Source organism: Streptomyces sp. DSM 40868, assembly GCF_011820545.1.
Lineage (GTDB): Bacteria > Actinomycetota > Actinomycetes > Streptomycetales > Streptomycetaceae > Streptomyces > Streptomyces eurythermus.
In genome coordinates, this window is sequence record NZ_CP050504.1 from 2,390,719 (window position 1) to 2,403,379 (window position 12,661).

General features: G+C 73.6%; 13 protein-coding genes. 4 read left to right on the forward strand and 9 right to left on the reverse strand.

What is annotated here, in order from left to right; translation table 11 throughout:
- Nucleotides 1-60 precede the first annotated feature (60 nt).
- Nucleotides 61-1,242: a TerD family protein gene (locus tag HB370_RS10770; RefSeq protein ID WP_030792190.1), complete on the forward strand. Its 1,182-nt coding sequence runs from the start codon at nt 61-63 to the stop codon at nt 1,240-1,242.
- 248 nt (nt 1,243-1,490) lie between these two features.
- Here HB370_RS10770 and HB370_RS10775 read toward each other — a convergent pair whose 3' ends face one another.
- Nucleotides 1,491-2,066 (reverse strand): TetR/AcrR family transcriptional regulator, encoded by a 576-nt coding sequence (locus tag HB370_RS10775; RefSeq protein WP_030792193.1) that lies wholly within the window; start codon nt 2,064-2,066, stop codon nt 1,491-1,493.
- Here HB370_RS10775 and HB370_RS10780 point away from each other — a divergent pair.
- Entirely contained in the window at nt 2,047-2,517 is a 471-nt protein-coding gene (locus HB370_RS10780; RefSeq protein WP_342450998.1) for a hypothetical protein, read from the forward strand. The genes HB370_RS10775 and HB370_RS10780 overlap by 20 nt on opposite strands.
- On the opposite strand, the gene HB370_RS10785 is transcribed toward HB370_RS10780, so the two are convergent.
- Together HB370_RS10785 and HB370_RS10790 are read right to left on the reverse strand one after the other, a co-directional pair.
- On the reverse strand, nt 2,486-3,937 hold the full coding sequence (locus tag HB370_RS10785) for an alkaline phosphatase PhoX (RefSeq protein ID WP_030792199.1): 1,452 nt from the start codon (nt 3,935-3,937) through the stop codon (nt 2,486-2,488). The genes HB370_RS10780 and HB370_RS10785 overlap by 32 nt on opposite strands.
- 425 nt (nt 3,938-4,362) lie before the next feature.
- Nucleotides 4,363-5,787: a hypothetical protein gene (locus tag HB370_RS10790; RefSeq protein ID WP_030792200.1), complete on the reverse strand. Its 1,425-nt coding sequence runs from the start codon at nt 5,785-5,787 to the stop codon at nt 4,363-4,365.
- A gap of 269 nt (nt 5,788-6,056) precedes the next feature.
- Between HB370_RS10790 and HB370_RS10795 the strand changes: the two genes are divergently transcribed.
- Nucleotides 6,057-7,880 carry an endonuclease/exonuclease/phosphatase family protein gene (locus HB370_RS10795; protein WP_030792202.1) on the forward strand — a complete coding sequence of 608 codons (1,824 nt, stop codon included), beginning with the start codon at nt 6,057-6,059 and terminating at the stop codon, nt 7,878-7,880.
- A 68-nt stretch (nt 7,881-7,948) separates the two neighbouring features.
- Here the strand turns inward: HB370_RS10795 and HB370_RS10800 are convergent, their stop codons facing one another.
- The 3 genes from HB370_RS10800 to HB370_RS10810 all read right to left on the reverse strand — a co-directional run bounded on the left by HB370_RS10800 (nt 7,949) and on the right by HB370_RS10810 (nt 9,567).
- Nucleotides 7,949-8,617 (reverse strand): DUF3618 domain-containing protein, encoded by a 669-nt coding sequence (locus HB370_RS10800; RefSeq protein WP_037703027.1) that lies wholly within the window; start codon nt 8,615-8,617, stop codon nt 7,949-7,951.
- 105 nt (nt 8,618-8,722) lie between these two features.
- Nucleotides 8,723-9,418 carry a hypothetical protein gene (locus HB370_RS10805; protein WP_030792204.1) on the reverse strand — a complete coding sequence of 232 codons (696 nt, stop codon included), beginning with the start codon at nt 9,416-9,418 and terminating at the stop codon, nt 8,723-8,725.
- On the reverse strand, nt 9,415-9,567 hold the full coding sequence (locus tag HB370_RS10810; protein ID WP_157855651.1) for a hypothetical protein: 153 nt from the start codon (nt 9,565-9,567) through the stop codon (nt 9,415-9,417). The genes HB370_RS10805 and HB370_RS10810 overlap by 4 nt, the downstream gene beginning before the upstream one ends.
- Before the next feature lie 155 nt (nt 9,568-9,722).
- Here HB370_RS10810 and dapA point away from each other — a divergent pair, with 155 nt between their 5' ends.
- Nucleotides 9,723-10,622: a 4-hydroxy-tetrahydrodipicolinate synthase gene (gene dapA, locus HB370_RS10815; RefSeq protein WP_051816132.1), complete on the forward strand. Its 900-nt coding sequence runs from the start codon at nt 9,723-9,725 to the stop codon at nt 10,620-10,622.
- A 69-nt stretch (nt 10,623-10,691) separates the two neighbouring features.
- Here dapA and dapD read toward each other — a convergent pair whose 3' ends face one another.
- The 3 genes from dapD to HB370_RS10830 all read right to left on the reverse strand — a co-directional run bounded on the left by dapD (nt 10,692) and on the right by HB370_RS10830 (nt 12,601).
- A complete protein-coding gene (dapD, locus tag HB370_RS10820; RefSeq protein WP_030792210.1) occupies nt 10,692-11,678 on the reverse strand; it encodes a 2,3,4,5-tetrahydropyridine-2,6-dicarboxylate N-succinyltransferase in 987 nt (328 codons plus the stop codon).
- Between the two features lie 63 nt (nt 11,679-11,741).
- On the reverse strand, nt 11,742-12,278 hold the full coding sequence (locus HB370_RS10825) for a TetR family transcriptional regulator (RefSeq protein WP_030792213.1): 537 nt from the start codon (nt 12,276-12,278) through the stop codon (nt 11,742-11,744).
- The gene (locus HB370_RS10830) at nt 12,278-12,601 is read right to left on the reverse strand and encodes a multidrug efflux SMR transporter (RefSeq protein ID WP_030792216.1); all 324 of its coding nucleotides are present in this window, start codon (nt 12,599-12,601) and stop codon (nt 12,278-12,280) included. The genes HB370_RS10825 and HB370_RS10830 overlap by 1 nt, the downstream gene beginning before the upstream one ends.
- Nucleotides 12,602-12,661: the final 60 nt, after the last annotated feature.

Consider the following 12,661-nt stretch of genomic DNA (forward strand, 5'->3'; position numbering starts at 1 on the left):
GGGTTCCGGCCGGTAAGGGAACGGTAAAGCGGTGTCGTTCGTTCACCCGGCATGACAGCTATGACCCCAGGCTCGAACATCCCTCTGCCGACCGCGCGCGTGACGGTGGACGTCTCCGCCCCGGTGCGGCTCGACGTGTCGGGCCTGCTGCTCACCGGCGACGGCAAGGTGCGTTCCGACGACGACTTCATCTTCTACAACCAGCCGAGCGGCCCCGGCGTGACCTACCGCTCGGGCGGCGGTACGGCCCCGGACGCGGTCACGGTGGACACCGCCGCCGTCCCGCCGGAGATCGAGAAGATCGTCGTCACGGCCAGCCCGGACGCGGCCGGCCAGACCTTCCAGGGCATCGAGCCGACGGCCACGATCCGGGACGCGGACGGCGGTGCCGTCCTGGCGACGTTCACCCCGCCGCGGCTCGGCACCGAGACCGCGCTGGTGATCGTGGAGATCTACCGCCGGGGCGGCCAGTGGAAGGCGCGGGCCGTCGGCCAGGGGTACGCCGACGGGCTCGCGGGCATCGCGACCGACTTCGGTGTGACGGTGGAGGAACCGGCGGCGGCCGCACCGGCCCCGGCGGCCCCCGTGGCCCCGCCGCAGCCGGCGGCCGCCCCGCCCGTACCGGCCGCCCCGCCGCAGCCGGCCGCCCCGGTGCCGGGCGCCGGGAAGATCAACCTGGACAAGGGCCGGGTCAGCCTCCAGAAGAACCAGACGGTGTCCCTGGTCAAGGGCGGCCGGCCGGTGCTGTCCCAGGTGCGGATGGGCCTCGGCTGGGAACCGGCGTTCCGGGGCCGGGACATCGACCTGGACGCCTCGGTCATCGCCTACGGCCCGCAGCGCAACCACATCGACAGCTGCTACTTCGGCAACCTGGTGATCCTCAACGGCGCGATCCGGCACTCCGGTGACAATCTGACCGGCGAGGGCGGGGGCGACGACGAGGTCATCACGGTCGACCTCGGCCGGCTGCCCCAGGAGGTCACCGGCCTGGTCTTCACGGTGAACTCCTTCTCCGGCCAGAAGTTCACGGAGGTCGCCAAGGCCTACTGCCGCCTGGTCGACGCCGCGTCGGGCGAGGAACTGGTCCGCTTCGACCTCACCGCCGCGGAACCCCGCACGGGCGTCATGATGGCCAAGCTCATCCGCCAGTTCTCCGGCGAATGGGACATGACAGCGATGGGCGACTTCGTCAAGGCCCGCACGGTACGCAACATGGTGGACCCGGCCGCGAAGGCGCTGTAACTCCACCCCACCACAGGAGGGGGCGGCACCACTGCCGCCCCCGGGCCCGCGCTACTGCCGCAGGCGCAGCCGCCCCCGCCCTCCGGCCCTGGCTGCGGGCAGCGCCCACCATCCGGCGGCCGACGCAGGCGCCCGCACTCCCGTAGCCGCGGGCAGTCGTGCCTCCCCCAGAGGGGGGAGGTACCCCGCCAGCGCCGGCAAGCGAAACCCACCCCAGCCAACCCACGCCGAAAAGTACCCTCACCCGGTCAACGCCCCACCGCCCCCAACCCCTCCCCCAGCAAACGCAAATAACGGCGGATCTCCCTCTCCCCCGCCCCCGCCAGCTCCGCCGCCGAAGCCACCCCGTGGGCCAGCCGCAGCACCTCGATCGGCTCGACATCCCCCCGCAGCGCCCCAGCTTCCTGCGCCGCCACCACCAACCGCGCCACGGCCCCCTTCACCACGGCCCCGCACACGGTCGGCGCCGCCGCCCCGCCGTCGGTCACCGCCGAGCCCAGCAGCGCCTTCATCCCGCGCACCTGGATCGTGCCGACCGCCAGCTCGTACAGCCACTCCGCCAGCGCCTCCCCCGGCGCCAGCTCCTTCGCCAGCTCGTCGGCCCGCGCCCCCAACGCCTCGATGCGGTCCACGTACGCCGCCTCCAACAGCGCCTTCCGCGTCGGGAAATGCCGGTACAGCGTGCCCGAACCGACGCCCGCCCGCTTGGCGATGTCATCGAGTGACGCGTTCTCTCCATGCTCGGCGAAGGCCTCCGCCGCCACCTTCAGCAACCGCTCGTAGTTGCGCCGAGCGTCCGCGCGCATGGGCCTGCCCTGCGTCATCCACCCACTCCTCGCCAACGGGGGACCCTCTCCACATCTTATCGAGCACCGCACGGAGAGAGTTCCCGCTCACCGATGGCCGGCCCTGCTGGAGCCCGGGTACGGCTACGCGGACGGGCTGCTCGGACCGCTGGTCCTGGTCGGCCTGGTCCTGGGGCTGAGCTTCATGCCGCCGAACGCGACGATCCTGTCCGCCGTCACCCCGCGGCAGACCGGCGCCGCCTCCGGCCTGCCGCAGACCCTCCAGTGGCTGGGCAGCGCCGTCGGACTGCCGGCCCTGGTCACGGTGTACGGCACGGCGACCCGGCACACCACCGGCTCGCCGGACGCCGTCCTCACCCACGGCCCCGCCCATGCCTTCGCCACCGGCGCCGCGCTGACCCTGACCGGCGGGCGCCGGGCGAACCGGCCGGGCGAGGTCAGCGCCGCTGCCGCTTCCAGGGCCCGGTGATGGCGAGCATGATGCCGGGCGTCTGGATGTTGGCGAACAGGGTCCGGCCGTCGGGCGAGAAGGTCACACCGGTGAACTCGCTGTACTCCGGCTCCTCGTCGGTCCCGATGTTCAGCTCGTTACGGGCGATCGGGTAGGTCCGGCCGCTCTCGGTGGCGCCGAACAGGTGCTGGACGCCCTCGCCGTCCTCGGCGATGACCAGACCCCCGTAGGGGGAGACGGTGATGTTGTCGGGGCCGTCGAAGGCGCCGTCCGCGGCCGGGTCCGGGTTCACCCCGAGCAGCACCTTCAGGGTCAGGGTGCGGCGCCCCGGGTCGTAGAACCAGACCTGGCCGTCGTGCTGGACCGGGCTCTCCTGGCGGGCGTAGGAGGAGACGACGTACACCCCGCCGTCGGCCCACCACATGCCCTCCAGCTTGCGGGCGCGGGTGACCTGGCCGTCGGTGAACTGCTTGCGCACCGAGACGGTCCGGGCGTCCCGGTCGGGGACGTCCACCCAGTCCACGCCGTACACGGTGCCGGTCTTCGTGGCACGGGACAGGTCGTCCACGTACCGGCCGCCGGAGTCGAAGCACTTGAACGCCTGGAGCACGCCCGCGTCGTCGGCGAGGGTGCGCAGCTTGCCGCGGCCGTGCCGGAAGCCGGTCGGCGGGACCCAGCGGTAGAACAGGCCGTTGGGGCCGGAGGCGTCCTCGGTGAGGTAGGCGTGGCCACGCTTGGGGTCGATGACGACCGCCTCGTGGGCGTAGCGGCCGAACGCCTTGACCGGCTTGGGGTCGCGGTTGGCCCGGCGGTCCTCCGGGTCGACCTCGAAGACATAGCCGTGGTCCTTGGTGAAACCGTTCTTCCCGGCCTTGTCCTCGGTCTCCTCGCAGGTCAGCCAGGTGCCCCAGGGGGTGCTGCCGCCCGCGCAGTTGGTGGCGGTGCCGGCGATGCCCACCCATTCGGCGACCTCGCCGCCCCGGCGGACCTCGACCACCGTGCAGCCGCCGGCCGCCGCCGGGTCGTATACCAGGCCCTCGGTGAGCGGCACCGGGTGCGGCCACTGGGCGCGGGCGCCGGCCAGCTCGTGGTTGTTGACGAGCAGGGTGGTGCCGCGCGGGCCCTGGAAGGTGGCGGTGCCGTCGTGGTTGGACGGGGTGAACTCGCCGGACTCCAGCCGGGTACGGCCGCTGTAGGTGATGATCTCGTAGCGGAAGCCGGCGGGCAGGGCGAGGATGCCGTCCGGGTCGGGGATCAGCGGGCCGTAGCCGACGCCGTGGTGGTGGCCCCCGTGCGCCGGGGCGGCCCCGGCGCTCTCGGTCTCCGTGGCGGCAAGGGCGTTCGGCGCGGTGGCGAGGGCGCCGACGCTGCCCGCCAGGGCGACCCCGGCACCGGTGATCGCGGATGTCCTGGCGAAGTCCCTGCGGGTGAGCGACATGGTGTCTCCTGTGACGGCGTTGCGGTGTCGTGGAGGGTGGGGGGCCTCGGTTCGGCGCACACGCTCCCGTCCATCCGTGAACGGAAGTTGAACACCGGACCACCAACGCGGCGCCTGTTCCATGAATCCGTATGCCACAGACCAAGACTGCGTACAGCACGACGACCCAGGTCAGAACCGGCACGACGGACAGCGCCCCGAAGGGGCGCGGGGAACCGCGCGACCGGCCCACCACGGCCCGCGGCCGAACGCCGGTCCAAGCCCCCCGTACCGCCGTCCCGTCGAGGATCCAGCCGAGGCACGGCGCACTGACGCCGGGGCATGAGCCGACAAGGACCCCCGCACCGACGGCCTACGACCACGCCACAACGGTCCGCGGCGCCGGGCACCGGCCGCCCACGCCGCCCCGTCACCACCCCCGGCGCTCAACCCCCGTGCTGGGACCGCGCCTTGAACGCCGCCTTCCTGGCCTCCTTGGCCACCTTCTTGTCCGGGTGCAGCCGGCCCATCGCGTCCAGCACCTCGGCGGTGGCGGGATGGTCCACCCGCCAGGCCGCCGCGAAGAACCCGCTGTGCTGGGCGGCCAGCCCCTCCACCAGGGCCCGCAGCTCCTCGGAGTTGCCCTCGGCCGCCAGCTGCGCGGCCAGCGTGTCGACGGTCAGCCAGAACACCAGCTCCTGGGAGGGCGCCGGCACCCCCGCGGCTCCCCGCTCGCTCAGCCACACCCGGGCCAGTCCGCCCAGCTCGGGGTCGTCCAGCACCTCCCGCAGCGCGGGTTCGGCCTCGGCGCCCACCAGCGACAGCGCCTGCTGGCAGCGCAGCCGGCGCAAGGGGCCCCCGGCGTCCGCGCCGCGCGCCGCCGCCAGCAACTCCCGGGCCGCGGCGAGCGGTTCACGGCGGGCGAGCCACAGCTCCGTCTCGGCGCGGGCGGCCGACTGCCCGAACCGGGCGGTGCCGTCGAGCAGCGCGTCCGCGCCCTTGTCGGCCAGCTCGCCGACGACGGGCGCCTCGAACCCGGCCTCCAGCAGCCGCGCCCGCAGCCCGTACACGCCGAGCGGGGTGAGCCGGACCATGCCGTAGCGGGAGACGTCGGTGTCGTCCACGGGCGCCGCGGGTTCCTCGTCGGCGTCGGCCATCAGCGCCTCGTCCACCGGCTGGTAGGCCACGAGTCCGGCCGGCTCCAGCGCGCGGAACTGGTCGTCCAGCCGCATCATCGCGTCGGAGACCTGCTCCAGGACGTCGTTGGTGGGCTCGCCCATGTCGTCGGGCACCAGCATGGACGCGGCGAGGGCGGGCAGCGGGACGGGGCTCTCGCCGGCGCCGTCCTCACCGACGGTGAGCAGATACAGGTTGCCGAGGACGCCGTCGAGGAAGTCCGCGTCGGCCTGCGGATCCCAGTCGAGCGACGAGAAATCGACCCTGCCGCCCTCGTCCATGGCGTCGGCCAGGTCCTCCAGGTCGGGCACGGCCGCGTCGGCGAGGACGGTCTCCAGCGCGGTGAGCCACACCGCGAGCACCTCGCGCGGGGAGCCGGTGAGCAGGGCCAGGTTCTCCCCCGCCCGGACGGTGCCGGCCTCCTCGTCCACGATCTCGACCAGGCCCGCGTCCACGGCGACCCGCCATGCCTCGCTGGCGTAGGCGGCGGCGTCGTCCCCGGTCAGGCCGAGCAGGGCGGCGGCGGCCGGCAGCTGCTCCTCGACCAGGGTGCCGCCCGCGTCGACCCGGGTGTCCGGCCCGGCCCAGCGGGCGAGGCGGGCCGCCCGGGACAGCAACGGCGTGGACAGCGCGGCGCGCGCCAGCTCCGCTTCGGGGTGCAGCCGCGCGGGCGGCAGGGGGGAGCTGTCTGACATCGGCTGGTTCTCCTCGGACCGAGAAACGGGCTCAGCCGCTCAGCCTAGACGGATTTCCACCCATGCCGCCCGGTTCATCTCTCCGTAAGCAGTCGGCCATGGCCGAAACCTTGACAACTCCCCCGGCCAGGCAGGAGATTGACGCGCGTAGAAGTTCGGGGGACAACTGTTCACTCGGCGCTACGCGTGTCACAGGGGGCACACGCGTCCCCCGCGGTCTCCGTTTCCGTCCTCGTCCCGGCGCTCACGCACGTCCCGGAGGGAATCCCTTGCCGAGCAGGTCTTCCGCGCGCCTCGCCGCGCTCACCGTCGCCGCCGTCTGCGGCGCGGCGTCCGCCGTCGTCCTCACCTCCCCCGCGCACGCCGACTCGGTGCGGGTCCACGACATCCAGGGCACGACCCGGATATCGCCGTACGCCGGGCAGAAGGTGACGGACGTGCCCGGCATCGTCACGGCCACGCGCACCTACGGCTCCTCCCGGGGCTTCTGGCTCCAGGACGCGGCCCCGGACGACGACCCGGCCACCAGCGAGGGCGTCTTCGTCTTCACCAGCTCCACGCCGAAGGTCGCGGTCGGTGACGCGGTGACGGTGACCGGCACGGTCACCGAGTACGTCCCGGGCGGGGCCTCGTCCGGCAACCAGTCGCTGACGGAGATCACCAAGCCGCAGGTCACCACAGTCTCCACCGGCAACCCGGTGCCGGCGCCGGTCGTGATCGACGAGGACGCGGTGCCGGACGCCTACGCGCCCGAGGGCGACCCCGTCGCGGCGGGCTCGATCAACGGGCTCACCCTGGACCCGTCGGCGTACGCCCTGGACTACTACGAGTCCCTGGAGGGCATGAACGTCCAGGTCGCCGACGCCCGCGTGGTCACCGCGACCGACTCGCACAGCGAGCTGTGGGTCACGGTCAAGCCGTGGGAGCACCGCAGCCGCCGCGGCGGCACGGTCTACGGCTCCTACGACTCCCAGAACACCGGCCGGCTCCAGATCCAGTCGCTGGGTTCCGCCGCCGACTTCCCCAAGGCCGACGTCGGCGACCGTCTCTCCGGTACGACGACCGGCCCGCTGGACTTCAACCAGTACGGCGGTTACACGCTGGTCGCGAGCGGCCTCGGCACGCTGGAGAGCGGCGGCCTCCGGCGCGAGACCACCCGCGCGCAGTCGGAGCGCGAGCTGGCGGTGGCGACGTACAACGTCGAGAACCTCGACCCGTCGGACACCACCTTCGAGCAGCACGCCGCCGCGATCGTGGACCACCTGAAGTCGCCGGACATCGTGTCCCTGGAGGAGATCCAGGACAACAACGGCGCCACGAACGACGGCACGGTGGACGCGGACAAGACCGTCACCAAGCTGATCGACGCCATCGCCGCGGCGGGCGGCCCGGTGTACGACTGGCGGTCGGTCAACCCGGTCGACGGTCAGGACGGCGGCGAGCCCGGCGGCAACATCCGGCAGGTGTTCCTGTTCAACCCCGAGCGGGTCTCCTTCACGGACCGCCCGGGCGGCGGCCCGGCCACCGCGACCGGTGTCACCAAGGAGCGCGGCAAGGCCCGGCTGACGGTCTCGCCGGGCCGCATCGACCCGGCGAACGCGGCCTGGAGCAACAGCCGCAAGCCGCTCGCGGGCGAGTTCGTCTTCCGCGGCAAGACCGTCTTCGTGATCGCCAACCACCTCAACTCCAAGGGCGGCGACCAGGCGCTGACCGCGCAGTACCAGCCCCCGGTGCGCGGTTCGGAGATCCAGCGGCACGCCCAGGCGACCGCTGTGAACGCGTTCGTCAAGGACATCCTGGCGGTGCAGAAGAACGCGGACGTGATCGCGCTCGGCGACATGAACGACTTCGAGTTCTCCGGCACCACGAAGATCCTGGAGGGCGACGGCGCCCTGTGGTCGGCGATCAAGTCCCTGCCGAGGAACGAGCGTTACACCTACGACTACCAGGGCAACCAGCAGGTCCTGGACCAGATCCTGATCAGCCCGGCGATCCGCCGCGGCGACTTCGAGTACGACAGCGTGCACATCAACGCGGAGTTCCACGACCAGATCAGCGACCACGACCCGCAGGTGCTGCGGCTGCGCCCGTAACCCGGGGCACGACGGCGGGACCGGCCGGGCGTCGCGCCCGGCCGGTCCCGCCGTCCCGTGTCAGCGGCTCACTGTCCGCCGCGGTCGACGCGGCGCCAGACCACGGCCACGCCGACCAGGGCGGCGCCCGCCGCGCCCGCGAGCATCGCCGGCCGGGGGTGGCGCAGCGCGGTGCGCACGGCCCTGCGCACCGGTCGCGGCAGCCGCACGTCGTGCTGCGCGGTGTGCCCGGCGTGCACCGCCCGGTCCCGCAGCGCGTGCCGGCCGTGTCCGGCCCGCTCCCGCATCAGATGGCCGGCCCTGGTCATCCGCTCCTGCGCGCCGTGCCCGGCCCGCACGGCCCGGTCCTGCAGCAGATGTCCGGCCTTGGCCGCCCCCTCCTGCATCCGGCCGCCCGCCCCGGCGGCCCGGCCCTGCACGAGCTGCCCGGCCCTGGCCGCCTTGTCCTGCACGAGGTGCCCCGCCTTGGCGGCCTTGCCCTGCACGAGGTGTCCCGCCTTGGCCGCCCGGCCCTGGGCGCCGTGTCCCGCGTGGGCGGCGCCGGAGCGCAGCTGTACGGTCATGGCGCCGGCCTTGTCCCTGAGGTCCGCAGCCCGCGTGCGGGCCCGGCCCGTGACATCGGCGCGGCCCGTCAGCCGGCCGACGGTGCCACCGAGCCGGCTCCGGCTCTGTTCGATCTGCCGGCGCAGCTCGTCGGGGCCCTTGGCGCCCGAGCCGCGCGGGTTCCTGTGCCTCATCGGTGTGCCCTTTCCCTGGTCGCGTCCCCGGTCGCGGCGGCGTCCGTCCGGATCCGCCGCGACCGGTTCCGTGCGGACCGCCCGGGTACCCGGATGCGGGGGCGCTCACCCCTGTGCGCCGTCGCCCGCCCCGCGCTCGCCGAGGCGGGCGAGTTGGGACTGGAACCAGTCGAGGCGCGCCTGCAACAGGGCTGCCTCCGCGACGAGTTCGGGCACACTCGGCCCGGCACCCATCGCCAACTCGTCCGGGCCGGGGTGTCCGGTGCCGTCCTCGGCGACCACCCGGAGCCCCTGTCCGGCCAGCCGGGCGAACTCCGCGAGGGAGAGGGACGTACGCCCGCGCACGCACAGCGCGCAGGCGGGGGCCAGCGCCCGCCAGCCCGGGCGGCCCCAGCCGGCGTCGGCCAGCGCGACGGCACCGGCGCCGCAGCCGCAGGGTCCGGCGGTGGCCGTACGCACCCGTTGCCGGGCGTAGCGGAAGCCGCGTTCGAAGCGGATGTAGGCGCCGAGGACGGAGACCTCCAGCAGCACGGCCGCGCGGTGCTCGGCGGTGCACCGCAGGTCCTCGGCGGCGGCCCGGTCGTGCACGCAGTGGAAGCCGCAGTCGCAGCGGCGCGCGGGCGGGCGGTGCCGACGCCCGTAGACACAGGAGGCGTCGTCGAGGACGGCGTACGGCAGCGCGCCGCCGAGCGAGACTCCGGTGAACCCGGCCCGGGTGCCGTCCCCGGACAGCACCGGGTGGGCGATCTTGTAACCGGTCGGCGGCTCCGTCGGGCGTTCCGCCGGGAGCCGCAGTCTCATCGGGCGGCCGGCACCTCTTCGCGGGCCGGCTCGGCCGGTGCGGTGCGGTGGGTCTCCTCGGGCAGCGGCGATTCCTCCGCGTGGTCGAGCGGCCGCTCCTCGGCGACTCCGGTGGCCAGTGCCTTGCCGAGCTTCATGGTGCCTCCCATGACCGGACGGTGGGGATCCTCCGGCCATGGTGACGCATAAGGGGCGAGTTGAACACAGGGCGTCCGCCGGCACCCGGAACCTCTCAGCAACGCTTACCCATACATCGTAGGAGAATTAAGTAGAGCTTCACGGATGTGCCGCCGAGACTACTCCCATGACGAGCACCCGCAAGCCCCCGCCCTTCGGCCGTACCCTCTGCGCGATGATCACGCCGTTCACCGAGGCGGGCGCGCTCGACCTGGACGGCGCCCGGCGGCTGGCCGCGCACCTGGTGGCCGAGGGCTGCGACGGCCTGGTCCTGAACGGCACCACGGGCGAGTCGCCCACCACCACCGACGAGGAGAAGACCCGGCTGGTGCGGGCCGTGCGGGAGGCGGTCGGCGACCGGGCGGCGCTGGTCGCGGGCGTGGGCTCGGCGGACACCCGGCACACGGTCGAGCTGGCCCTCGCGGCCCGGAAGGCGGGCGCGGACGGCGTCCTGGTGGTGACGCCGTACTACAGCCGGCCCCCGCAGGAGGCCGTAGCCGCCCACTTCCGCCGGGTCGCCGACGCGAGCGGGCTGCCGGTGATGCTGTACGACATCCCGGGCCGCACCGGCACCCGGATCGAGCCCGAGACACTGATCCGGCTCGCCGAGCACCCGCGGATCGTGGCCGTCAAGGACTGCTCCTACGATTTCCTCGGCGCCCAGAAGGTGCTGGCACAGACCGGGTTGGCGTACTACGCGGGCTGCGACGAACATGTGCTGGCGCTCTACGCGGTCGGCGCGGCGGGCTGTGTCAGCACCGTCGCGAACGCCATACCGGCACACATCGCCGCCATCCCGGCCGCGTTCGACGCCGGCGACACCGCCCGGGCACGGCAACTCCAGCTGGCGGCCACGCCGTTGATCGAGGCGATGATGAACGCGGGCCTGCCCGGCACGGTCACCACGAAGGCCCTGCTCCCCCGCCTCGGCCTCCCCGCGGGCCCGGTCCGCGCCCCCTTGCTGCCCGCCGACCCCCGGACGGCCACCGCCCTGCTCACCCGGTACGAGGCACTGCGCGCGGCGTGATCCCCCCCCGCATGACACAGCGCCCTCCACCACGGGGTGAGGGGCGCTGCGCCGGGTGTGGCCGGGGTGTCAGTTGTGGCTGTGCAGAATGTCGTTCAGGCCGCCCCAGACCGCGTTGTTCGGGCGGGCCTCGACCGCGCCGGTGACCGAGTTGCGGCGGAAGAGGATGTTGGAGGCGCCGTTGAGCTCGCGGGCCTTGACGATCTGACCGTCGGGCATGGTGACGCGGGTGCCCGCGGTGATGTAGAGGCCGGCCTCGACCACGCACTCGTCGCCGAGGGCGATGCCGATGCCCGCCTCGGCGCCGATCAGGCAGCGCTCGCCGATGGAGATGACCACGTTGCCGCCGCCGGACAGGGTGCCCATGGTGGAGGCGCCGCCGCCGATGTCCGAGCCGTCGCCGACCACGACGCCCGCGGAGATCCGGCCCTCGACCATGGAGGTGCCGAGCGTGCCGGCGTTGAAGTTGACGAAGCCCTCGTGCATGACCGTGGTGCCGGCGGCGAGGTGGGCGCCGAGACGGACCCGGTCGGCGTCGGCGATGCGCACGCCCGTGGGGACGACGTAGTCCGTCATGCGCGGGAACTTGTCGACCGAGGTCACCTGGAGGTGCAGGCCCTCGGCGCGGGCGTTCAGCCGCACCTTCTCGATGTCGTCCACCGCGACCGGGCCGAGCGAGGTCCAGGCGACGTTGGCGAGGAAGCCGAACTGGCCCTCCAGGCTGAGGCCGTGCGGCTTCACGAGCCGGTGGCTGAGCAGGTGCAGCCGCAGGTAGACGTCGTGCGCGTCCACCGGCTTGTCGTCCAGCGACGCGATGACCGTGCGGACCGCGACCACCTCGACGCCCCGGCGGGCGTCCGGGCCGGTCGCCGCGGTCGCGCCGCCGCCCAGCAGCTGAGCCGCCTGTTCGGCCGTCAGCCGCTCGGTGCCGGCCGGGCCCGGCTCCTCGACCAGCTCGGGGGCCGGGAACCAGGTGTCGAGAACGGTGCCGTCGGAGGCGATGGTGGCGAGGCCGGCGGCGACGGCGCCGGTGGTACGGGTTGCAGACTCGGTCATGGGGAAAACCTAACGTGGGCGGGGTGATGAGGGCGAACCGCGTCTCACGTGCCGGGCGCGGGTTCAGGGGATCAGCCGAGCCAGCAGCGTGCGCGCGTGGTCCTCGTCGTACGAACCGCCCGTCAGCAGCACCTGGAGGCACAGGCCGTCCATCAGCGCGAGCAGCGCCCGGGCCGTGACCGGATCGGTGCGCCGGGCCAGCGGCGCCGCCGCCCGCTCGTTCCACTCGGCGGCGACGGGGCGCAGCGCGGGCCGGCGCAGCGCGGCCAGGTACAGCTCGTACTCCAGCTCCACGCCGGTGCGCTCGCCGCCCAGCCACACCCCCAGGGCCCGGGCCAGCTGCGCGGCGAGGCCGTCCGGGCCGCCGTGGTCCGGGACCAGCTCGGCCAGCACCCCGGAGAATCCCTCGCCGGCCTGCCGCAACGCGGCCACCAGCAGTTCTTCCAGGGTGGCGAAGTGATACGTGGTGGAGCCGAGCGGCACGTCCGCCTCGGCGGCGACGCTGCGGTGGCTCAGCCCGGCGATGCCGTCCCGCCCGACCACGCGGATCGCCGCGTCGATGATCCGCTGCCGGCGCCCGGGGTCGTGGCGGCGCGCCATCAGTGCGCCGCTCCGCCCAGGTTCAGCACCACCACGCCCCCGATGATCAGCAGGATCCCGCCGACCTTGGCCGCCGTCAGCCCCTCCCCGAACAGCAGCAGTCCGAGGACGGCGATGGCCGCGGTGCCGACCCCGGACCAGATGGCGTAGGCGGTGCCGATCTGCACGGTCTTCAGCGTCCGGGCGAGCAGCGCGAACGACACGACGTACCCCACCGCGGTCACCAGCGAGGGCCAGAGCCGGGTGAATCCCTCGCTGTACTTCATCGCCGTCGTAGCGGTCACCTCGGCCGCGATGGCACCCGCGAGCAGCAGATATCCCATGTGTACGAGCGTACACAACGGGCCCGTGGGCGGGTACGCGAAAGCGGCGGCACCCGGTGT

Bases quoted from the DNA above. Each gene is read 5' to 3' on its own strand.
- HB370_RS10770 (WP_030792190.1), top strand. From the start codon at position 61: ATGACCCCAGGCTCGAACATCCCTCTGCCGACCGCGCGCGTGACGGTG.
- HB370_RS10780 (WP_342450998.1), top strand. From the start codon at position 2,047: ATGGGCCTGCCCTGCGTCATCCACCCACTCCTCGCCAACGGGGGACCC.
- HB370_RS10775 (WP_030792193.1), bottom strand. From the start codon at position 2,066: ATGACGCAGGGCAGGCCCATGCGCGCGGACGCTCGGCGCAACTACGAG.
- HB370_RS10785 (WP_030792199.1), bottom strand. From the start codon at position 3,937: ATGTCGCTCACCCGCAGGGACTTCGCCAGGACATCCGCGATCACCGGT.
- HB370_RS10790 (WP_030792200.1), bottom strand. From the start codon at position 5,787: ATGTCAGACAGCTCCCCCCTGCCGCCCGCGCGGCTGCACCCCGAAGCG.
- HB370_RS10800 (WP_037703027.1), bottom strand. From the start codon at position 8,617: ATGAGGCACAGGAACCCGCGCGGCTCGGGCGCCAAGGGCCCCGACGAG.
- HB370_RS10805 (WP_030792204.1), bottom strand. From the start codon at position 9,418: ATGAGACTGCGGCTCCCGGCGGAACGCCCGACGGAGCCGCCGACCGGT.
- HB370_RS10810 (WP_157855651.1), bottom strand. From the start codon at position 9,567: ATGGGAGGCACCATGAAGCTCGGCAAGGCACTGGCCACCGGAGTCGCC.
- dapA (WP_051816132.1), top strand. From the start codon at position 9,723: ATGACGAGCACCCGCAAGCCCCCGCCCTTCGGCCGTACCCTCTGCGCG.
- dapD (WP_030792210.1), bottom strand. From the start codon at position 11,678: ATGACCGAGTCTGCAACCCGTACCACCGGCGCCGTCGCCGCCGGCCTC.
- HB370_RS10825 (WP_030792213.1), bottom strand. From the start codon at position 12,278: ATGGCGCGCCGCCACGACCCCGGGCGCCGGCAGCGGATCATCGACGCG.
- HB370_RS10830 (WP_030792216.1), bottom strand. From the start codon at position 12,601: ATGGGATATCTGCTGCTCGCGGGTGCCATCGCGGCCGAGGTGACCGCT.